Source organism: Streptomyces sp. NPDC001137 (assembly GCF_040298885.1).
In the GTDB taxonomy this organism is placed as follows: domain Bacteria; phylum Actinomycetota; class Actinomycetes; order Streptomycetales; family Streptomycetaceae; genus Streptomyces.
This window is the reverse complement of record NZ_JBEPBA010000046.1, coordinates 1-19093: the sequence shown is the minus strand read 5'-3', so window position 1 is coordinate 19093 and position 19093 is coordinate 1. Positions and strand designations below refer to the sequence as shown.

Sequence of the window (19093 nt, the reverse complement as noted above, 5' to 3'; positions counted from 1 at the left end):
CACGTCGGCCCTCAGCTCCCCGCGCTCTCGGCGGCGGCCTCGCCGTCGTCGACGACCGGACCACCTCCGCCGGAGGAAACCGCGGCTGCGACACGAGCCGGTTCGCCGGACGGGACCGCGTCGGCCAACTGTCCCGTCTCGCCGAGGAGTTCGCAGAAGGCGCGGGCCACCGTGTCGGGGTACTCCATCATCGCCACATGCCCGGCGTCCGGCAGGGTCAGCAGACGGGAGTCACGGAAGGCGCGAGCCGCCCGCTGGGCCATGCGGAAGCCGACGAGCTGGTCCCGGCCGCCGTACACGAGCAGGGTCGGGGCGAGGACGCGCTCGGCCTGGCGCCACAGGCCGTGCTGGCCGCCCAGCGTGTAGGCGTTCACCACCCCGCGCGCGGAGCGCGTCAAGGCATCCCAGAAATACGGCAGTCGCAGGCGCCGCTCCATCTCCTCGACCGCATTGCGGAAACCTTCCGGCGTCACCCGGCCGGGGTCGCCGTAACAGAGCGCCGTGACCCCGCGGACCCGCTCCTCCGCCGACCACTCCTTGGTGAAGCGGGTGAAGAGTGCGGTGACACCGGGCAGCGCCAGCAGCGCCGTGGGGACCGCGGTCCGCTGGACGCGGATCTCCGGCAGCGCCGGCGACACCAGCGTGAGCGTCCGCACGAGGTCGGGCCGCAGCGCCGCGACACGGGTGCTGACGGCACCGCCGAGCGAGTTGCCGAAGAGGTGCACCGGCCCGCGCCCGGACGCGTCGAGAAAACGGATGACCGCGCGCGCGTGCCCGGTCACCGAGTAGTCGCCGTCGTCCGGCGGCGGCGAGTCGCCGAAGCCCGGCAGATCGACCGCCTCGCCGTCGACGACGCCCTCCAGCTCCTGCATCAGCGCCGACCAGTTCTGCGAGGAGCCGCCGAGCCCGTGGACGTACAGCGCGGGCGGCAGTCCCTCACGGGCCGGTGGTCTCGACCGCACCGACAGCGTGATCCCCGGCAGCCCGACCGACCTGAGCCGCTCACCGTCCGCGACCCTGACGGGCGCCACCTTCGGGAGCGCATTGGTCGCCGGCACGGAGGGCAGCTCGGTCGAAGACATGCGGCAATGTTACGAGACGATCACGCAGTGACTCATGTGTTCGCCGTCACAGATCGCGCGCACAACACATAGCGTCCGGATCGGGTGTCTCCTAGGCTCGTACAGAGGGCACCCGCTGTGGTCCCTGCTTCTTCCAGGGACATTCGTAGGAAGGGAGCCCAGCCATGGCCGTAGACCCCACCGACCCCGAGACGTTCGAGGACGAGGACACGCAGGAAGCCCAGGAGATCGACGTCGAGGCCCCCGAGAACGACGCCGCGGAACAGTCCGCCCACCTCGTGCCCGACCGCGACGACCCTCTCGAGGACGTGGACCCGGCCCGCGCGAACGAGGCCGACCTCGTCGAGCAGCGCCGCGTGGTCTCCATCGACGAGGACGACTACCGCTGACAAGCGCTTGCGGGGCGCCGGAGGGTGCCGCTGAGCTGGAATGGGGCAGCCCCCTGCCCCATTCAGCCTGCTTTGAAACCCTCTGTACGGCTTTCGCCGCCGTCCGGTCCGTGAAATTCTGCGCTCGCACCGCGCACGACAGGGTTACCGAAAAGTACGATGGCCGCGCGGCGCACACCGCATGTGGACGATTTTGGGAGGCGGCGTGACAGCCATCGAGCAGACAGAGGCGGCACGCCCGCGGGGCACGCGCCTGCCGCGCCGTGCCCGACGGAACCAGTTGCTGGGCGCCGCACAGGAAGTCTTTGTGGCGCAGGGGTACCACGCGGCCGCGATGGACGACATCGCGGAGCGCGCCGGCGTCAGCAAGCCGGTGCTCTACCAGCACTTCCCGGGCAAGCTGGACCTCTACCTCGCACTGCTGGACCAGCACTGCGAGTCGCTGATCGGGGCGGTACGCGGGGCGCTCGCCTCGACGACCGACAACAAGCAGCGCGTGCGGGCGACGATGGACGCCTACTTCGCGTACGTCGAGGACGACGGCGGCGCCTTCCGCCTGGTCTTCGAGTCGGACCTGACGAACGAGCCCGCGGTGCGCGAGCGCGTCGACAAGGTCACGAACGAGTGCGCGGAGGCGATCCGTGACGTGATCGCCGAGGACACCGGCCTCTCGCCCGCGGAGGCGATGCTGCTGGCCTCCGGTCTCGGCGGGCTCGCCCAGGTGGTGGCCCGGTCCTGGCTGCACAGCGACCGCAGCGTGCCGCGCGACGAGGCGGTGCAGCTGCTGACGTCACTCGCCTGGCGCGGCATCGCGGGCTTCCCGCTGCACGGCACCGAACAGCACCACTGACCCGCACACGCGCGTACAGGCCGTTTGTTCCCGTCCGTTGTTCGCTCCTGGCGTGCAGGCGCGGAGGGTGTACGTCCCCTCACCGGGCTAATGTGTGCTGGGTACGGCGCGTAAAGGTCGCGCTTCACTGACCGTCGGAGGGACATAGCCGTGGAGGTCAAGATCGGCGTGCAGCACGCGCCCCGCGAGATCGTTCTGGAGAGCGGTCAGAGTGCCGAGGAGGTCGAGCGGGTCGTGGCCGAGGCACTGGCCGGGAAGTCGCAGCTGCTGACCCTCGTGGACGAGCACGGCCGCAAGGTCCTCGTCCCGGCCGAGCGCCTCGCCTACGTCGAGCTCGGCGAGCCGGCCCCGCGCAAGGTGGGTTTCGGAGCGCTGTAGGCACACACCAGCACATCACCCGGAGGGGCCCGGCGACCGATGGTCGCCGGGCCCCTCCGGCTTCTCCCGCGGGATTTTTTCTCCACAACTGGAGCACAAGTCGCGCACAGGGGAGGATTGCATTCCGCAGGTCACGGGTATGACGGGCTACGACCGTGATCGGCAGTGTGGCCGTGTGGGAGGGACTCCATGATGTTGTTCGAAGCGCTCGGCTCCGCACTTCTCGGTCTCGTGCTGGCAGGGGCGGCGATCCACCGTCTCTCCGAGCGTCTGCCCAACCGTTCGCTGGTGCTCGCGACCGGTGTGGCCGGCGCCCTCTTCGGCGCCTTCGTCACCCACAGCGCGCTGGACCCGGGCAACTTCCTGCTGATCCTGCTCGGCGCGGCGATCGTCTCCGCGGCCTCGCTCTCCCTGCTGGTGCGCCCGGCCGGGAGACTCCGCCGGCGATCAGCGCCGGCGTAACCCCCGACCGGGACGACGAGGACGACCAGGGAAGCGAGAGCTAGGCGGCAAGCCCGAGGGCGGCCATCCGCTTGGTGTGGGCCTCGGTGATCCGGGAGAACATCCGGCCGACCTCGGCGAGGTCGAAGCCGTCCGCGACGCCGCCGACGAGCATCGTCGACAGCGCGTCGCGGTCCGCGACAACCCGCTGGGACTGCGACAGGGCCTCGCCCATGAGACGCCGGGCCCACAGGGCGAGACGGCCGCCCACGCGCGGGTCGGCGTCGATCGCGGCCCGCACCTTCTCCACGGCGAAACCGGCGTGCCCGGTGTCGTCCAGCACGGCCAGCACCAGCTCACGCGAGTCCGAGTCGAGCCGCGCGGCGACCTCGCGGTAGAAGTCGCTGGCGATCGAGTCGCCGACGTAGGCCTTCACGAGCCCTTCCAGCCAGTCCGAGGGCGCCGTCTGCTTGTGGAAGCCGTCCAGCGCGGCGACGAACGGCTCCATCGCGCGCGTGGGCTCCTCGCCGATCTCCGTGAGCCGGTCACGCAGCCGCTCGAAGTGGTGGAACTCCGCCGACGCCATCTTGGCCAGCTCCGCCTTGTCCGCCAGAGTCGGCGCCAGCTTGGCGTCCTCCGCGAGCCGCTCGAACGCCGCGAGTTCGCCGTACGCGAGGGCACCGAGGAGATCGACGACCGCGGCCCGGTACTGCGGGTCCGCGGAGGCCCGGCCCCAGTCCTGGGCGGCCACTCCGGTCTGCTCGGCGGGTGCGTCAGAGGTGTTGTCAGGCGTCGTCATGAAGCGCACAATAGTCCGCTTGCCGAGCCCTGGAAGTCCCTGGTCAATCAGTGTGATGACGGCTACGTGACCAAATCGGCCATCGCGTGTGCGTGATTCCGGGGTATGGTGGTAATGCGCCTGCCGACTACTCGACGGGCCGCACGTATGAGGATGCCCGGTCGGTGGCCCGATCGGCTCCGACCCGACAGCCCTCCAAGCCCGTACGGCACATTGCGTACGGCGTCCGGAGGGACACCCTCAGCGGTACGAGCGCTAGAGCGTCGGCAGTGGTCCCGTGCCCTACGGCTAGCCCGTAAGGCAGCCGACGTCCCCGGCACGGTCCGTCAAAGACCCCCCGCGCTCGCCTCGCACCGCGCACACAGAAGAGGCAGCACCCTGACTACCACGTTCAGAGATCTCGGCATCCTTCCCGAGACCGCCGAGGCCCTCGAGGCCGTCGGCATCGTCACCCCCTTCCCCATCCAGGAGATGACCCTCCCCGTCGCCCTCTCCGGCACGGACGTCATCGGCCAGGCGAAGACCGGCACCGGCAAGACGCTGGGCTTCGGCCTCCCGCTCCTCGAGCGCGTCACCGTCCCCGCGGACGTGGAGGCGGGCCGCGCCAAGCCCGAGGACCTCACCGACACCCCGCAGGCGCTCGTCGTCGTCCCCACCCGCGAGCTGTGCACGCAGGTGACCAACGACCTGCTGACCGCGGGCAAGGTGCGCAACGTACGCGTTCTCGCCATCTACGGCGGCCGGGCCTACGAGCCCCAGGTCGAGGCCCTCAAGCAGGGCGTCGACGTGGTCGTCGGCACCCCGGGCCGGCTCCTGGACCTCGCGGGCCAGAAGAAGCTCAACCTCAAGCACGTCAAGGCCCTTGTCCTCGACGAGGCCGACGAGATGCTCGACCTGGGCTTCCTGCCCGACGTCGAGAAGATCATCAATCTGCTGCCGGCCCGCCGCCAGACCATGCTGTTCTCGGCGACCATGCCGGGCGCGGTCATCGGTCTCGCGCGCCGCTACATGTCGCAGCCCACGCACATCCGCGCCACCGCGCCGGACGACGAGGGCGCGACGGTCGCGAACACCTCGCAGCACGTGTACCGCGCGCACAACATGGACAAGCCCGAGATGGTCGCGCGCATACTGCAGGCCGACGGCCGGGGACTGGCCATGGTCTTCTGCCGCACCAAGCGCACCGCGGCCGATCTCGCCGACCAGCTCAAGCAGCGCGGCTTCGCGGCCGGCGCCGTCCACGGCGACCTCGGCCAGGGCGCCCGCGAGCAGGCGCTGCGCGCGTTCCGCAACGGCAAGGTGGACGTCCTCGTCTGCACCGACGTCGCCGCCCGCGGCATCGACGTCGAGGGCGTGACGCACGTCATCAACTACCAGTCTCCCGAAGAGGAGAAGACGTACCTGCACCGCATCGGCCGTACGGGCCGCGCGGGTGCCAAGGGCATCGCGATCACGCTCGTCGACTGGGACGACATCCCGCGCTGGCAGCTGATCAACAAGGCGCTGGAGCTGTCCTTCAACGACCCGCCGGAGACGTACTCCACCTCCCCGCACCTCTTCGAGGAGCTGAACATCCCGGCGGGCACCAAGGGTGTCCTGCCGCGCGCCGAGCGCACGCGTGCCGGGCTCGACGCGGAGGAGCTCGAGGACCTGGGCGAGACCGGCGGCCGCGGCGCACGCGGTCGCGGCGGCCGCCCCGAGCGGGGGGGCCGGGGCGAGTCCCGGCCCACCGAGCGCGAGCGCACGGAGCGTACGCCGCGTCGCCGCCGCCGTACGCGCGGTGGGGCGGCCCTGGACGCGACGGCCGCTCCGGAGGCCTCGACGGCTCTCTCGCCGTCCGAGGAGACCTCCGGTCCCCGCACCCCTCGTCGCCGTCGCCGCACCCGTGCCGGTGCCGCCTCGGAGCCGGTGACCACCACCACGGCACCCGAGTCCGCGGAAGCCGCCGTCACGACGGCGGAGCGTCCCGCACTGGACGCCCCTCAGGCCCCGTCGAAGCCGCGTCGCCGCCGCACCCGCGGGGCCGCGGAGAGCACGCTGGCCGCGGAGCCGCTCGCCGCTGAGGCTCCGGCGGCACAGGAAGCCCCGGCCGCCCCGGAGCCCGAGGCCCCCGCCGCCGCACCGCGCCGCCGGACCCGCAAGGCGACGGCTGCTGCGGAGACCGCTGTCGACACCGCGGAAGCGACCGAGGCCAAGCCGCGCACCCGGACCCGCAGGGCGACGGCCGCGCAGACCGCGGTCGACACCGCCGAGGGCACCACCGAGTCGGCCCCGGAGCCGGCGGAGACCGCCCCGCGCCGCCGTACCCGCAAGGCGACGGTTGCCGCGGAGCCCACGGTCGAGGCCACCGAGGCCAAGCCGCGCCGCACCCGCAAGACCGCCGCCGCAGAGGCCGCGGTCGACACCGCGGAGGCGACCGAGGCCAAGCCCCGCACCCGGACCCGCAAGGCCACGGCCGCCGCGGAGCCCACGGCCGAGGCCACCGAGGCCAAGCCGCGCCGCACCCGCAAGGCGACGGCTGCCGCGGAAGCCGCGGTCGACACCGCCGAGGCGACGGAGGCCAGGCCGCGCCGTACGCGCAAGGCGGCCGCCGTTGCTGAAGCCGCGGTCGACACGGCCGAGGCCGTCGAGGCCAAGCCGCGCCGCACCCGGAAGACCGCCGCTGCCGCAGAGGTCACCGCCGAGGCGGCCGAGGCCAAGCCTCGCCGTACCCGCAAGGCCGCCGTGGCCGAGATCCCGGCGCAGGCCGCCGAGGAGCCCGAGGCCAAGCCGCGCACGCGGACCCGCAAGGCCGCGGAGGCCGTGGTCGACACCGTCGAGGGCACGGAAGCCAAGCCGCGCACCCGCGCCCGCAAGACGGCCGCCGCCGAGGAGACCGCCGAGGCCGCGCCCCGTCGGCGTACCCGCAAGGTCGCCGAGACCTCCGACGCCGCCCCGGCGCCGGAGGTGGCGAACCCTCGTCGTACGCGCAAGGCGGCAGCAGCCCCCGAGGCCGCTGTCGACACGGAGGCCAAGCCGCGCCGCACGCGGAAGACGGCCGCCGCCGCGGAGACCGCCGAGGAGGCGAAGCCCCGTACCCGCAAGGCCGCCGCCGTGGCGGAGATCCCGGCGCAGGCCGCCGAGGAGCCCGAGGCCAAGCCGCGCACCCGCGCCCGCAAGGCCACGGCCGGCGCGGCCGAGGCCAAGCCCGCGGTGCGCCGCACGCGGAAGGCCGCTGCCGCCGCGGAGGCCACGGAGAGCTGATGCGCTCACTCACCGACGGCCCGGCCCCCACCGCACAGGAGGGGCCGGGCCGTCGGCGTTCGGCCGACTGCCCCGGCCCGTCCCCCTCCCCGCCACCCGAGCCGGATAACCTCACCCCATGAGCAGGCCCCCGACCTTCACCCCGCCCCCCGGCGCCCGCGCGTACGCGCTGCGCACCGCGCGCGGGGAGTTCGCCGTCGTCGACGCGCCCGTGGCGGACGGCGTCGCCGCCAAGGGAACCGCGCTGCTGCTGCCCGGGTTCACCGGCAGCAAGGAGGACTACAACCCGCTGCACGAGCCGCTCGCGGCCCGCGGTTACCGGACCGTCGCGGTGGACGGACGGGGGCAGTACGAGTCCGACGGTCCCGAGACCGACGAATCGGCCTACGCCCAGGAGGAGTTGGCGCGGGACGTGCTCGCCCAGGCCGCCGCCCTCGGCACCCCCGTGCACCTCGTCGGGCACTCCCTCGGCGGGCAGATCGCGCGCGCCGCGGTCCTGCTGGACCACACGCCCTTCCTGTCGCTCACCCTCATGGCCTCCGGCCCCGCCCAGATCTCAGGCTCCCAGCAACAGCGCGTCAAGCTGCTCCGCGACGCGCTCGCCGTGATGAACATGGCCGAGGTGTGGGAGGCGATCCAGGCCATGGAGGCGCCGGAGGAGACCGAGACCGGCGAGCCCGGGGAACTGGACGGCGGCCTCGACGACCAGGACGACCTGCGCCGCCGCTGGCTGGGCAACAAGCCGGCCCAACTCATCGCGACGGGCCGCCAGTTGTGCGTCGAACCGGACCGCGTGGCCGAACTGGCCGCCGTACCACTGCCGTTCCACGTCCTGTCGGGTTCCAGCGACGACACCTGGCCGGTCCCCCTGCTCGACGACATGGCGCGGCGCCTGCGCGCGCACCGCACCGTCGTCCAGGGCGCCGAACACTCCCCCAACACCGACCGCCCCCTCGACACGGCCCGCGCCTTCGCGGACTTCTGGGACCGCAACAACCCGAGCCGGTAGCGGCTAGTACTGCGCCTGCAGGTGCTCCCAGAACCCGTCCCGCAGCGCGCGCCGCAGGTCCGCCTGGCCGCGCAGGGAGTACTGCAGCAGGCCCTCGGCCTCCACCAGCAGGTCCTGGTCCACCGAGCCCGGCAGATAGGGGTGGCCGGGCAGCAGTTCCGCCAGGGAGTCGCGGCCCCGCGCGGCCAGCCACTTCGCCGCGATCTGCGCGCCGACGAAGCGGACGTCGTCACGGCCGGGCCGGGCGGCGGTGGCCTCGTAGGCGGCCGCGGTGCGCCGGGAGACGTACGGCTTGAAGAAGTCGAGGTCGAGGGTGCGCTGGCTGTCGACCTCCCAGAGCAGCGGCTCCGCCTGGTTGCGCCCCTCGGGGGCCTCGATGCCCCACAGGTGGACGCGCGCTCCGTACCCCTGCGCCGCCTCGACCGCCGACACCAGGTCCTCGTCACCGCCCAGCAGTGCCGCGTCGCTGATCGCCCGGTGTCTGGCCAGTGACTCCAGGTCCGTCCTGATCAGCGAATCGACGCCCTTCTGCTGGTTGTTGGCGTTCAGGTTGCCCAGCCGGACCTTCACATCGGGGAGTTCGGCGATCGACTGCTGCTCGGCGGTGTGGATGCGGCGCCGCGCGCCGTCGTACCAGTAGACCCGCAGCAGCCGGCTGTCCGCGAAGATCGTGCGGGCCCGGTCGATGAGCGCCTCGATCAGGCCCTCCGCGTCCAGGTCGAAGGCGCGACGGTCCTCCGTCCCCGCCACCAGCCGGCCCGCAGCCGCGTACAGATACCCCGCGTCGACGAAGATCGCATGGGTCGAGGGCGTCTTCGCCACCTCGGCGAGCATGCGCTGCAGCAGCTCGTTCGTGCGGTCGATGCGGGCGCTGAGGGCCGCGAGGTCGTCGTTCATCGCTTCCATTGTTCCGGCGGTCACGCTGCGAACACAACTGGCCCCGGTCGGTCTCCCCTGTCTCCTCGGCGGTGCCTTACCGGCTAGTAGTTAGTCGTTCGAAAAATTTCTTTAGCGTAGGGAATGTTTGTAACACGCAGCCCGTTGACTACTACGGAACACAGCGAGACGAAGGGAGAGGCCATGCGCTTCGAAATCATGCGACTCGACGAGGTCAACGGTACGACCGTGGACAGCAAGGTCGTGGACGCCGCCTCCGTCAACAGGATCGTTCAGCAGGCCGCGGCCATCGGGCAGCGCCTCTGGATCCGACCGGCCGAGGAATCGGCCGCGTAACAGACGCAAGCAGACGCAAGCACGACGTATACAGACGCACAGATACAGACGCACAGAGACGCATACGAACGCGGATCACCGCAGCAGCTTCAGAGCCCCCGTACGGCATCGACGCCGTACGGGGGCTCTGCGCATGCCCGGGACTCCGGGGGCGTTCAGGCGCCCTTGATCACTTGCGTGATGCCGTTGATGATCTGCTGCACGGCGATCGCGGAGAGCATCATGCCGGCGAGCCGCGTCACGAGGACCACGCCCCCGTCCTTGATGACCCGGATGATCAGCAGCGAATACCGCATCACCAGCCACAGCACGACATGGATGGCGAGGATCGCCATCCACACCGACATCTGCGTGGCGACACTGTGGGCCTTCTGCACGGCGAGGATGACGGACACGATGGCGCCGGGGCCGGCCAGCAGCGGCATGCCCAGCGGTACGAGCGCCACATTGACGTCCTTGGTCTGCTTCGGCTCGTCGGTCTTGCCGGTCAGTAGATCCAGGGCGATGAGCAGGAGCAGCAGCCCGCCCGCGATCATCAGCGCGGGCACGGAGACATGCAGATAGTTGAGGATCTGGTGCCCCAGCAGCCCGAAGACGGTGATCACACCGCCGGCCACGCACACGGCCTGGAAGGCCATCCGCCTCTGCACCTTGCCGGGGCGCCCGGCGGTCAGCGCGAGGAAGATCGGGGTGATCCCGGGGGGATCCATGATGACAAAAAGGGTCAGGAACAGGGAGCCGAAGACGGCGACGTCGAACATGGGTGAGCTACACGCCTTGCAGGAAAAGAGCGGGAAAAAGAGATGGACGGGAACGGGGGGTGCGGAGGGGGTTTTCAGGCTCCGCCGGTCCCCGACACCGGGAACGCCCCGGTCGCCCGCCGCGTGATCTCCCCGTAGACCTCGGGATCCGTGACGTACTCGCCGAGCACGCAGGTCTTGCGGCTGCCGTGGTAGTCGCTGGACCCGGTGGTCAGCAGCCCCAGTTCCTTGGCCAGCCCCCGCAGCCGCGCCCTGGTCTCCTCGTCGTGGTCCATGTGGTCGACCTCGATACCGTCGAGCCCGGCGGCGGCCATCTCGGCGATCGCGGCCTCCGGCACCGTGCGGCCGCGCTTGCTGGCGCCCGGGTGCGCGAAGACGGTCACCCCGCCCGCGGCCTTGACCAGGCGGATCGCCTCGAAGGGATCCGTCTCGTGCTTCTCGACGAAGACCCGCCCGCCGTCGGCCAGCCAGTCCTCGGTGAACGCGTCGCTCACGGTCGGTACGACACCCAGCTCCACGAGTGCGGTCGCGACATGCGGCCGCCCGACGGAACCGCCCCCGGCGATCCGCTCGACCTGCTCCCAGGTGACCGGCACGCCCAGCCCGTTCAGCCTGGCGACCATGCCCTTGGCCCGAGGCACCCGGTCGTCCCGCACCAGCTCCCGCTCGGCGAGCAGCGCCGGCTCCTCGGGATCGAAGAGGTAGGCGAGCATGTGCATGGAGACACCGTCGACACGACAGGACAGCTCGGCGCCGGTGACGAGCGTGAGCCCCTCCGGCACCGCGGCGATGGCCTCGGCATACCCACGGGTGGTGTCGTGATCGGTCAGCGCCACCACGTCCAGCCCGGCCGCGGCAGCATTCCGCACCAGCTCAGCCGGGGAGTCCGTACCGTCGGAAGCAGTGGAGTGGGCGTGCAGATCGATACGCACTACGCAGACTCCAAGCGGTGACGGCACGAAAGGGAACGCTCAAGGATAACCGGATTTTCACGGCCACCTGTCACACCCGTACACCCTGAGCACCCCCTACCGACACCCCCCTCAGGGGCCGCGGGGCCGTGTCGATCTGCGGCTCCGCCGCGTGGGCGCGATCAACCCCCACAACCCGCGCACGCCGCACAACCCCACACCCCGCCCGGATGGGCGTTACGGCTCAAGCAAGCGCGGCGACAGTGCCCCGCAGGGCACCAGCTCGACCTCGGCCCCCGCGTCCCGCAAATCCGTCAGCACCAGCTCGTCGTACATCAGCAACCCCGACTGCTCGGGCCACACCACCGCCCACAGCCACAGCCCCCGCGCCTCGCCCGCGAACACCGCCCGGTCGTCGGGACTGCCGGCGACATGCCACAGCGGGGTGGGGCGCCCGCCGGCCAGCACCTTCGCCTGAGGGGGCTTCTCGACGTTCATGTACGGCCCCGGGTCCGGGCCGTCGATCCCGGCATACCGCGCACCGAGTCCGACCCCGAGCTCCTCGGCGACCAGGATCAGCTCCCCTATGCCGCCGAGCGGCCCCGGGCCCGAGCAGGCCACGGCGGTGGCGCGGCCGCCGTGGCGGTCGTCGCCCGCGCAGGCCACACCCGTGAACAGCCAGCCGATCGGCAGCGGCCACGGCATCCACACCGGCACCTGCGTGCGATGCACCACGACACTGAGGGCCTCGACGCTGGGCGGGATCACGGGCTGCAGCGGATGCACGGTGCCGTGCACATCGCACTGCCAGGTGTCGGAGAAGAGTCCGGGAGCCCTGACCCGGCCACCACACTTCGGGCAACTGGGTTCGCCCCTCATAGGGCCCCACGGTCCTACCCCCGCTGCGCCACGTCAAGGACGATCACCCGTCCGGACGGAACCCTTCACCGGAACCGTCACCACCCAAGCGGGATGCGCGGTGGCGCGGCCTTTGCCAACTGACCGATTCCGGCCGAGTGTTGGTGAGCTTGCTCACGCGGCGTTCAGTCCAGTGGGACGGACCTGCGGGACGGATCCCTCAGGTCCGTGCCGTTCGTCAGCCACCGCTCCTGGAGGGCCTGGGCGCCGTGCACACGCTTCCAGGCGGCCTCGTTCGGCGTCATGGGGAGCAGGGGCAGGAAGCGGACCGGATCGAGGGGCTCGTCCAGGTCGAGGTCCTCGACCAGCCCGCCCGGCTCGGCGACCAGGACGGAGCTGAACGGGGCGCCGGGCCACAGGGGTTCGCCGACGTCGAGCGAGGCGCCCGGGGCCACGATCACGCCCTCCACCTGCGGGGACGCGGCGAGTACGGCGAGCGGGCGCAGCGCCTTGTCGGTGTCGGCGAGGCCGCCGCGCACCGAGAGGATCAGCTCCGCGCGCGGGCCCTTGACCGGGTCGGCAAGGGCCGCGGTGGGGTCGCTCATGGGCTGTGCGGACATGCCGAGGGTGGCGTAGCGGACGATGCTCCCGTCCCCGGAGTCGTCCCGGAAACGCAGTACCTCGATGCGGTCCGTGCCCAGGAACGTGACCGCCGCGCGCGCGTCCGGTTCGCCCAGCGCGCCGCGCAACCGGGCCTCGACCAGAGGGAGAACATCAACCATGCGGCGAGCATAGAACTCGTCAGCACCGGGCAAAGCGGCACCTTGACAGTTTGGGCGGCTGATACTCTGGCCCGGTCGTCGGGGCAGCACGCAAAAGCGTCGCGATCGGGTCCCGACGCCGATTGAGACTCCCTTACGAGGGACCGGCCGGAGGAGGTGGGGCTGTCATGGATCGAAGTCACCCGTGCAGTACCACTCGCTCTTCCCGCCGCTGATACAGCTGATCCGGCTCCGGCTGACCGCCGCCTTTCACGCTCACGTCTTCATGCGGAAGAGCACTTCGTTTTGCCTGATCCGTCTGATCTGAATCAGTAACGAAGCTCGCCACCGCGATGGTGCGGTGCTCCCCGCTTTGTGGACGTGCCAAACACACGAAGTCAGGACGTCCCCATTCCGGGCAGTTCCATCCGTCGTCGGCGCCCTTGCGTTGCCTGTCACGAAGGAGCCAGCCATGTCGATGATCCGTGACCTCCGCGCCGCGGTCCGGCCGTCCCGCATCTCCCTGCGCAAGGACACCGGCGTGTACGACACGACGCGCGACCCCTCGACGCCGTCCGCCGTCGTCGACTGCGCCGTCTACCGCGACGGGACCCGCGTCGACCTGGGCAAGCCGATGACCCCGCACGAGGCCATGCGCCTGGTGCGCCGCGACGGCGGCTTCGTGTGGATCGGGATGCACGAGCCGACCGAGGCCGAATTCGCCGGTATCGCCCGCGAGTTCGGGCTGCACCCGCTGGCCGTCGAGGACGCCGTCCAGGCCCATCAGCGGCCCAAGCTGGAGCGGTACGACGACTCCCTGTTCACCGTCTTCAAGACCATCCACTACGTCGAGCACGACCGGCTCACCGCCAACAGCGAGGTCGTGGAGACCGGCGAGGTCATGTGCTTCACCGGCCGGGACTTCTTCATCACCGTCCGGCACGGCGGCCAGGGCTCGCTGCGGGCGCTGCGGCACCGGCTCCAGGACGACCCCGAGCTGCTCGCCAAGGGACCCTCGGCGGTGCTGCACGCGATCGCCGACCATGTCGTCGACGGCTATGTCGCGGTCGCCGACGCCGTCCAGGACGACATCGACGAGGTGGAGACCGAGGTGTTCTCGCCGGGGCGCCGGGGCGGTGTCTCGCGCGGTGTGGACTCGGCGCGGATCTACCAGCTCAAGCGTGAGGTGCTGGAGTTCAAGCGGGCGGTGGCGCCGCTGCTGCGTCCCATGCAGCTGCTGAGCGAGCGGCCGATGCGGCTGATCGACCCCGACATCCAGAAGTACTTCCGGGACGTCGCCGACCACCTCGCCCGGGTCCAGGAGCAGGTCATCGGCTTCGACGAGCTGCTCAACTCGATCCTCCAGGCCAACCTCGCCCAGGCGTCCGTCGCACAGAACGAGGACATGCGGAAGATCACCGCCTGGGCCGCGATCATCGCCGTACCGACGATGGTGTGCGGGGTGTACGGCATGAACTTCAAGTACATGCCGGAGCTGCACTGGAAGTACGGCTACCCGGTGATCATGATGCTCACCGGAGTCGTCTGCCTGGGCATCCACCGCACGTTGAAGCGGAACGGCTGGCTCTGAGGCGCCTCGATAGGCTGGGCTCATGACAAGCGAGCTGCTCGACCAGGCCCTCGTCGAGGAGGCCACCAAGAAGTCCGGCCTCATCTGGGTCAGGGGCCCGGGTTCCGCGGCCCGTGCGCTGTGGCACGTGTGGCACGAGGGTGCGGTGTGCCTGGTCGGCGACGGGCCCGGGGAGCAGCCGCTGCCGGGGCTGACCGACGGCGGCTCCGCCGAGGTGACCGTGCGCAGCAAGGACAAGGGCGGGCGGCTGGTGACGTTCGCGGCGACCGTGTCCGAGCTGCCGTCCGGCTCCGCGGAGTGGGAGGCGGCGGTCGCCGAGCTGAAGGGCAAGCGGCTGAACGCCCCCGACGGCGAGGCGATGACGGAGCGTTGGGCCCGTGAGTGCCGGGTGCTCCGTCTGGAGCCTGCGGGGGTGTCGGGCCCCCTGCCCGACGGCAGCCTGGCGGAGGCGCCGCTGCCGTCGCCGGCCACGACCCGTCAGCCGATCCCCGAGGGGTTGCCGCGGCTGCTTTTCCGGAAGCGGCGGCGGCGGTGAGCTGCCGCTCGTAGTGCCGTGATCGGCTGTTTGCCGTCTGCGGCGCCGTCGTGGCTGGTCGCGCCCACGCGGCGGAGCCGCATGTCGATACGGCCCCGCGCCCCTTCGGGGCGCGGTCCACCTACGTCGGCAGCTTCTTGCCGTAGTCCACCGTCTCGCTCTTCTTCGGCTCGGTGAGGGGGAAGTCCTTGCCCCAGGAGGAGAAGGTCAGGGTGCCGGCGCCGCCTGCGCGTTCCAGGCGGAGGGGGTACGGGGTGCCCTCCAGGGACACGTCCAGCGTGCCGCCGGAGCCCTTGTCGCCCGTGATGCGGATGGTGCGGGTGCCCGCCTGCTCGTGGTGGCCGTCCGTGGCGAGCGCGCCGTGCAGGGTCAGCAGACCGTCGAGCAGGACGTCCTTGTCCGTGAACCCGCTGAACTTCTTGTACGAGGGGTCGCCCTGCGGCACCTTCACGTACTTGCCGTCGAGTGAGCCCCCGGCAGACGTGTTGCCGTCCGCGTGGTTCCAGAACTCCGCGCCGGCCTTCAGATACAGCTGCTCACCGATCCTCAGCAGCCCGAAGGCCACCCCCTGGGAGGTGACCGAGCCGCTGCCGCCGCCGGACTTCAGGCGCATGTCGAGTGTGTACGTCCGCCCGTTGGTCACCACGGTCCCGGAGAGCCGTACCGCTTCAGCGGATTCGGCGGCCGCCCTGGTCCTCGACTGGATCTTGGCGGCCGGCAGCTTGCCGACGCCGTTGGTGCCCGCGTCCGGGTCCTCGCTGCATCCCGCAAGCAGCCCCGTCCCCGTCACCACCAGCGCGCACACCGCGCTCACCAGCGAGGTCCGACGGGTCCGGCCCAGGGCAATCGCAGTCACAGGTGGGGCTGCCTTTCAGTCGGGGGGCGCGGGGCAGGGCCCCAGCAGCGTACGGCAGAGTAACGGGTGCCCCGGCGGCCGAGCGGAGCCCGTTCCTCCGGAGCTCCCACCAGGGCGGATCCGATCGGTACGGGCTAGCCTGAAGCCCATCCGAGCGGGCAATTCGGAAAAGATGCACAGCAGCGACACACAGCACTGGACACCCGTACGAAAGGGAGGCGCAGCCATGGCAGCGGGCGCGCCCCGGATCTTCGTCTCGCACCTCGCCGGCGTCGCCGCCTTCGACCCGAACGGCGACCAGGTGGGCCGGGTGCGCGATCTGGTCGTGATGCTGCGCGTCGGGCGGCGGCCCCCGCGCGTGCTCGGGCTGGTCGTCGAACTGCCCAGCCGGCGCCGCATCTTCCTGCCCATGACCCGGATCACCAGCATCGAGTCCGGCCAGGTCATCACCACCGGCGTGCTCAACGTCCGCCGCTTCGAGCAGCGCCCCACCGAGCGCCTCGTGTTCGGCGAGCTCCTCGACCGGCGCGTCACGCTCGCCGAGACCGGCGAGGAGGTCACCGTCCTCGACGTTTCGGTGCAGCAGCTGCCGGCCCGCCGGGACTGGGAGGTCGACCGTGTCTTCGTCCGCAAGGGCAGGAAGGGCGGCGCCTTCCGGCGGGCCAAGGGCGAGACGCTGACCGTCGAGTGGTCCGCCGTCACCGGCTTCTCCCTGGAGGAGCACGGACAGGGCGCCGAGAGTCTTCTCGCCACGTTCGAGCAGCTGCGCCCCGCCGACCTGGCGAACGTCCTGCACCACCTCTCCGCCAAGCGCCGCGCCGAGGTGGCCGCCGCCCTCGACGACGACCGCCTCGCCGACGTGCTCGAAGAGCTCCCCGAGGACGACCAGATCGAGATCCTCGGCAAGCTGAAGGAGGAGCGCGCCGCCGACGTCCTGGAGGCCATGGACCCGGACGACGCGGCCGACCTGCTCGCCGAGCTCCCGGAGGAGGACAAGGAGCGGCTGCTGACGCTGATGCAGCCGGACGAGGCCGCGGACGTGCGCCGCCTGATGGCGTACGAGGAGAAGACCGCCGGCGGGCTCATGACCACCGAGCCGATCGTGCTCCGCCCCGACGCCTCCGTCGCCGACGCCCTCGCGCGCGTGCGCAACCCGGACCTGTCGCCCGCCCTGGCCGCACAGGTCTATGTCTGCCGCCCGCCCGACGAGACGCCGACCGGCAAGTACCTGGGTACGGTCCATTTCCAGCGCCTGCTGCGCGAGCCGCCGTACACGCTGGTCAGCGCAGTCGTCGACGACGACCTGCAGGCCCTCGCCCCGAGCGCCACGCTGCCCCTGGTCGCCGGGTTCTTCGCGACGTACGACATGGTCGCGGCGCCCGTCGTCGACGAGGCCGGGTCGCTGCTCGGCGCGGTGACCGTGGACGACGTACTGGACCACATGCTGCCCGAGGACTGGCGGGAGACCGAGTTCCACCTGGAGGACGAGGACGACGAGGGGGCGGCCCCCCATGCCTCCTGAGCGCGAGACCGGCCGCGAGCGCACCCCGGCGGGCGCGACGGCGACCACGCGCACGCGGCCCCGCCTCGACCAGCCGCGCCCGCCCCGCCGCCGGATCCTGCCCGAGTGGGACCCGGAGGCCTTCGGACGGCTCTCGGAGCGCATCGCGCGCTTCCTGGGCACCGGGCGGTTCATCGTCTGGATGACGGTCGTCATCATCGCGTGGGTGCTGTGGAACGTCTTCGCCCCGCACGACCTGCGCTTCGACAACTACCCGTTCATCTTCCTGACCCTCATGCTGTCGCTCCAGGCCTCCTACGCGGCCCCGCTGATCCTGCTCGCGCAGAACCGGCAGGACGACCGGGACCGGGTCAACCTCGAACAGGACCGCAAGCAGAACGAGCGCTCCATCGCCGACACCGAGTATCTGACCCGCGAGATCGCCGCCCTGCGCATCGGCCTCGGCGAGGTGGCGACCCGCGACTGGATCCGCTCCGAGCTGCAGGACCTGGTCAAGGAGCTGGAGGGACGGCAGGACGGCCACCACGAACATGCCGTATTCCCGGCAGAACGGTCGCGCGGACGTGACGTAGACGACCGGTGACGGGCTTTCCGGGGCCAGGCTACCGAGCCGTACCATCGTTCCTATGGCTAGCGAAGACGCGGTGCGCGAGGCACTGGCGACGGTGAACGACCCCGAGATCAACCGGCCCATCACCGAACTCGGGATGGTGAAGTCGGTGGAGATCGGCGCGGACGGGACGGTCGCGGTCACCGTGTACCTGACGGTCTCGGGCTGCCCGATGCGCGAGACGATCACGCAGCGCGTGACCGAGGCGGTCTCCCGGGTCGACGGCGTCACCCGCGTCGACGTCACGCTCGACGTCATGAGCGACGAGCAGCGCAAGGAGCTGGCGGCCGCCCTGCGCGGCGGCACGGCAGAGCGCGAGGTCCCCTTCGCCAAGCCGGGCTCGCTGACCCGTGTGTACGCGGTCGCGTCCGGCAAGGGCGGCGTCGGCAAGTCCTCGGTGACGGTGAACCTGGCGGCGGCGATGGCCGCCGACGGCCTCAAGGTGGGCGTCGTCGACGCCGACATCTACGGCCACTCGGTGCCGCGCATGCTGGGCGCCGACGGTCGTCCCACCCAGGTCGAGAACATGATCATGCCCCCTTCGGCCAACGGCGTGAAGGTCATCTCCATCGGCATGTTCACGCCCGGCAACGCCCCGGTGGTCTGGCGCGGCCCGATGCTCCACCGCGCGCTGCAGCAGTTCCTCGCGGACGTGTACTGGGGCGACCTGGACGTCCTGCTCCTCGACCTCCCGCCGGGCACGGGCGACATCGCCATCTCGGTCGCCCAGCTGGTCCCGAACGCCGAGATCCTGGTCGTGACCACCCCGCAGCAGGCGGCCGCCGAGGTCGCCGAGCGGGCCGGCTCCATCGCCGTGCAGACCCACCAGAAGATCGTCGGCGTGGTCGAGAACATGTCCGGCCTGCCCTGCCCGCACTGCGGCGAGATGGTCGACGTCTTCGGCACGGGCGGCGGCCAGACGGTGGCCGACGGCCTCACCCGCACGACCGGCGCGACCGTCCCGGTCCTCGGCGCCATCCCGATCGACGTCCGCCTCCGCGAGGGCGGCGACGAGGGCAAGCCGGTGGTCCTGACCGACCCCGACTCCCCGGCGGGCGCGGCCCTGCGCGGCATCGCGGGCAAGCTGGGCGGCCGCCAGCGCGGCCTTTCGGGGCTGTCGCTGGGGATCACCCCGAAGAACAAGTTCTAGGGCCCGCACGACCGGCTCATACGGCAGAGGGGGCGCTGTCCTGCTACCTCGTCCCTGGTCAGCTCGAGGCGCTCCGCGAGCTCCGCCACCGTGGGCGCCCGGTCCAGCTTCTGG

Annotated in this window: 20 protein-coding genes and 1 pseudogene; 12 read left to right on the top strand and 9 right to left on the bottom strand. The window is 71.4% G+C overall.

What is annotated here, in order from left to right:
* Positions 1-11: 11 nt before the first annotated feature.
* The gene (locus tag ABT254_RS45165; RefSeq protein ID WP_351483552.1) at positions 12-1082 is read right to left on the bottom strand and encodes an alpha/beta fold hydrolase; all 1071 of its coding nucleotides are present in this window, start codon (positions 1080-1082) and stop codon (positions 12-14) included.
* 164 nt (positions 1083-1246) lie between these two features.
* Here ABT254_RS45165 and ABT254_RS45160 point away from each other — a divergent pair, with 164 nt between their 5' ends.
* The 4 genes from ABT254_RS45160 (at position 1247) to ABT254_RS45145 (ending at position 3161) form a co-directional block, all read left to right on the top strand.
* Complete coding sequence (locus ABT254_RS45160) at positions 1247-1471, top strand: Rv3202a family protein (RefSeq protein ID WP_351483551.1); 225 nt, start codon at positions 1247-1249, stop codon at positions 1469-1471.
* A gap of 205 nt (positions 1472-1676) precedes the next feature.
* A complete protein-coding gene (locus ABT254_RS45155) occupies positions 1677-2321 on the top strand; it encodes a TetR/AcrR family transcriptional regulator (RefSeq protein WP_351483550.1) in 645 nt (214 codons plus the stop codon).
* Between the two features lie 150 nt (positions 2322-2471).
* The gene (locus tag ABT254_RS45150; protein WP_030929216.1) at positions 2472-2699 is read left to right on the top strand and encodes a DUF3107 domain-containing protein; all 228 of its coding nucleotides are present in this window, start codon (positions 2472-2474) and stop codon (positions 2697-2699) included.
* A gap of 189 nt (positions 2700-2888) precedes the next feature.
* On the top strand, positions 2889-3161 hold the full coding sequence (locus ABT254_RS45145; RefSeq protein ID WP_351483549.1) for a hypothetical protein: 273 nt from the start codon (positions 2889-2891) through the stop codon (positions 3159-3161).
* 40 nt (positions 3162-3201) lie between these two features.
* On the opposite strand, the gene ABT254_RS45140 is transcribed toward ABT254_RS45145, so the two are convergent.
* A complete protein-coding gene (locus ABT254_RS45140; RefSeq protein WP_351483548.1) occupies positions 3202-3939 on the bottom strand; it encodes a ferritin-like fold-containing protein in 738 nt (245 codons plus the stop codon).
* Positions 3940-4410: 471 nt separating this feature from the next.
* Here ABT254_RS45140 and ABT254_RS45135 point away from each other — a divergent pair, with 471 nt between their 5' ends.
* Both ABT254_RS45135 and ABT254_RS45130 read left to right on the top strand, forming a co-directional pair.
* Positions 4411-7182: a DEAD/DEAH box helicase gene (locus tag ABT254_RS45135; protein ID WP_351483547.1), complete on the top strand. Its 2772-nt coding sequence runs from the start codon at positions 4411-4413 to the stop codon at positions 7180-7182.
* 118 nt (positions 7183-7300) lie between these two features.
* Positions 7301-8191: an alpha/beta fold hydrolase gene (locus ABT254_RS45130; RefSeq protein ID WP_351483546.1), complete on the top strand. Its 891-nt coding sequence runs from the start codon at positions 7301-7303 to the stop codon at positions 8189-8191.
* A gap of 3 nt (positions 8192-8194) precedes the next feature.
* Here the strand turns inward: ABT254_RS45130 and ABT254_RS45125 are convergent, their stop codons facing one another.
* Positions 8195-9088, bottom strand: a complete 894-nt coding sequence (locus tag ABT254_RS45125) for an NYN domain-containing protein (RefSeq protein ID WP_351483545.1) — start codon at positions 9086-9088, stop codon at positions 8195-8197.
* 183 nt (positions 9089-9271) lie between these two features.
* Between ABT254_RS45125 and ABT254_RS45120 the strand changes: the two genes are divergently transcribed.
* Positions 9272-9424 (top strand): DUF8834 family protein, encoded by a 153-nt coding sequence (locus ABT254_RS45120; RefSeq protein ID WP_185124170.1) that lies wholly within the window; start codon positions 9272-9274, stop codon positions 9422-9424.
* Positions 9425-9579: 155 nt separating this feature from the next.
* Here ABT254_RS45120 and ABT254_RS45115 read toward each other — a convergent pair whose 3' ends face one another.
* The 4 genes from ABT254_RS45115 to ABT254_RS45100 form a co-directional block, all read right to left on the bottom strand.
* Positions 9580-10185: a MarC family protein gene (locus ABT254_RS45115; protein ID WP_351483544.1), complete on the bottom strand. Its 606-nt coding sequence runs from the start codon at positions 10183-10185 to the stop codon at positions 9580-9582.
* 74 nt (positions 10186-10259) lie between these two features.
* A complete protein-coding gene (locus tag ABT254_RS45110) occupies positions 10260-11117 on the bottom strand; it encodes a PHP domain-containing protein (protein ID WP_351483543.1) in 858 nt (285 codons plus the stop codon).
* A gap of 216 nt (positions 11118-11333) precedes the next feature.
* The gene (locus ABT254_RS45105) at positions 11334-11975 is read right to left on the bottom strand and encodes a DUF6758 family protein (protein WP_115906090.1); all 642 of its coding nucleotides are present in this window, start codon (positions 11973-11975) and stop codon (positions 11334-11336) included.
* 164 nt (positions 11976-12139) lie between these two features.
* The gene (locus tag ABT254_RS45100; RefSeq protein ID WP_351483542.1) at positions 12140-12736 is read right to left on the bottom strand and encodes a suppressor of fused domain protein; all 597 of its coding nucleotides are present in this window, start codon (positions 12734-12736) and stop codon (positions 12140-12142) included.
* Between the two features lie 451 nt (positions 12737-13187).
* Here ABT254_RS45100 and ABT254_RS45095 point away from each other — a divergent pair, with 451 nt between their 5' ends.
* Positions 13188-14306: a magnesium and cobalt transport protein CorA gene (locus tag ABT254_RS45095; protein WP_351483541.1), complete on the top strand. Its 1119-nt coding sequence runs from the start codon at positions 13188-13190 to the stop codon at positions 14304-14306.
* 22 nt (positions 14307-14328) lie between these two features.
* A complete protein-coding gene (locus tag ABT254_RS45090) occupies positions 14329-14841 on the top strand; it encodes a hypothetical protein (RefSeq protein ID WP_351483540.1) in 513 nt (170 codons plus the stop codon).
* A gap of 121 nt (positions 14842-14962) precedes the next feature.
* On the opposite strand, the gene ABT254_RS45085 is transcribed toward ABT254_RS45090, so the two are convergent.
* Positions 14963-15697 (bottom strand): hypothetical protein, encoded by a 735-nt coding sequence (locus tag ABT254_RS45085; protein WP_351483539.1) that lies wholly within the window; start codon positions 15695-15697, stop codon positions 14963-14965.
* A 226-nt stretch (positions 15698-15923) separates the two neighbouring features.
* Here ABT254_RS45085 and ABT254_RS45080 point away from each other — a divergent pair, with 226 nt between their 5' ends.
* Genes ABT254_RS45080 through ABT254_RS45070 form a run of 3 tightly spaced genes read left to right on the top strand, consistent with a single transcriptional unit; the run spans position 15924 to position 18979 of the window.
* A complete protein-coding gene (locus ABT254_RS45080; RefSeq protein ID WP_351483538.1) occupies positions 15924-17219 on the top strand; it encodes a magnesium transporter MgtE N-terminal domain-containing protein in 1296 nt (431 codons plus the stop codon).
* Positions 17209-17802: a DUF1003 domain-containing protein gene (locus tag ABT254_RS45075; protein ID WP_351483537.1), complete on the top strand. Its 594-nt coding sequence runs from the start codon at positions 17209-17211 to the stop codon at positions 17800-17802. The genes ABT254_RS45080 and ABT254_RS45075 overlap by 11 nt, the downstream gene beginning before the upstream one ends.
* Before the next feature lie 43 nt (positions 17803-17845).
* On the top strand, positions 17846-18979 hold the full coding sequence (locus ABT254_RS45070; RefSeq protein WP_351483536.1) for an Mrp/NBP35 family ATP-binding protein: 1134 nt from the start codon (positions 17846-17848) through the stop codon (positions 18977-18979).
* Positions 18980-19023: 44 nt separating this feature from the next.
* Here the strand turns inward: ABT254_RS45070 and ABT254_RS45065 are convergent.
* Positions 19024-19093: pseudogene (locus ABT254_RS45065) on the bottom strand (sigma-70 domain-containing protein); the annotation flags it as partial.

What these genes read in the sequence shown, in the direction of transcription:
- ABT254_RS45130 (WP_351483546.1), top strand. Translation starts at nt 7,301, where the DNA reads ATGAGCAGGCCCCCGACCTTCACCCCGCCCCCCGGCGCCCGCGCGTAC.
- ABT254_RS45105 (WP_115906090.1), bottom strand. Translation starts at nt 11,975, where the DNA reads ATGAGGGGCGAACCCAGTTGCCCGAAGTGTGGTGGCCGGGTCAGGGCT.
- ABT254_RS45135 (WP_351483547.1), top strand. Translation starts at nt 4,411, where the DNA reads ATGACCCTCCCCGTCGCCCTCTCCGGCACGGACGTCATCGGCCAGGCG.
- ABT254_RS45080 (WP_351483538.1), top strand. Translation starts at nt 15,924, where the DNA reads ATGGCAGCGGGCGCGCCCCGGATCTTCGTCTCGCACCTCGCCGGCGTC.
- ABT254_RS45095 (WP_351483541.1), top strand. Translation starts at nt 13,188, where the DNA reads ATGTCGATGATCCGTGACCTCCGCGCCGCGGTCCGGCCGTCCCGCATC.
- ABT254_RS45165 (WP_351483552.1), bottom strand. Translation starts at nt 1,082, where the DNA reads ATGTCTTCGACCGAGCTGCCCTCCGTGCCGGCGACCAATGCGCTCCCG.
- ABT254_RS45160 (WP_351483551.1), top strand. Translation starts at nt 1,247, where the DNA reads ATGGCCGTAGACCCCACCGACCCCGAGACGTTCGAGGACGAGGACACG.
- ABT254_RS45090 (WP_351483540.1), top strand. Translation starts at nt 14,329, where the DNA reads ATGACAAGCGAGCTGCTCGACCAGGCCCTCGTCGAGGAGGCCACCAAG.
- ABT254_RS45070 (WP_351483536.1), top strand. Translation starts at nt 17,846, where the DNA reads ATGGCTAGCGAAGACGCGGTGCGCGAGGCACTGGCGACGGTGAACGAC.
- ABT254_RS45100 (WP_351483542.1), bottom strand. Translation starts at nt 12,736, where the DNA reads ATGGTTGATGTTCTCCCTCTGGTCGAGGCCCGGTTGCGCGGCGCGCTG.
- ABT254_RS45145 (WP_351483549.1), top strand. Translation starts at nt 2,889, where the DNA reads ATGATGTTGTTCGAAGCGCTCGGCTCCGCACTTCTCGGTCTCGTGCTG.
- ABT254_RS45115 (WP_351483544.1), bottom strand. Translation starts at nt 10,185, where the DNA reads ATGTTCGACGTCGCCGTCTTCGGCTCCCTGTTCCTGACCCTTTTTGTC.
- ABT254_RS45125 (WP_351483545.1), bottom strand. Translation starts at nt 9,088, where the DNA reads ATGAACGACGACCTCGCGGCCCTCAGCGCCCGCATCGACCGCACGAAC.
- ABT254_RS45140 (WP_351483548.1), bottom strand. Translation starts at nt 3,939, where the DNA reads ATGACGACGCCTGACAACACCTCTGACGCACCCGCCGAGCAGACCGGA.
- ABT254_RS45120 (WP_185124170.1), top strand. Translation starts at nt 9,272, where the DNA reads ATGCGCTTCGAAATCATGCGACTCGACGAGGTCAACGGTACGACCGTG.
- ABT254_RS45075 (WP_351483537.1), top strand. Translation starts at nt 17,209, where the DNA reads ATGCCTCCTGAGCGCGAGACCGGCCGCGAGCGCACCCCGGCGGGCGCG.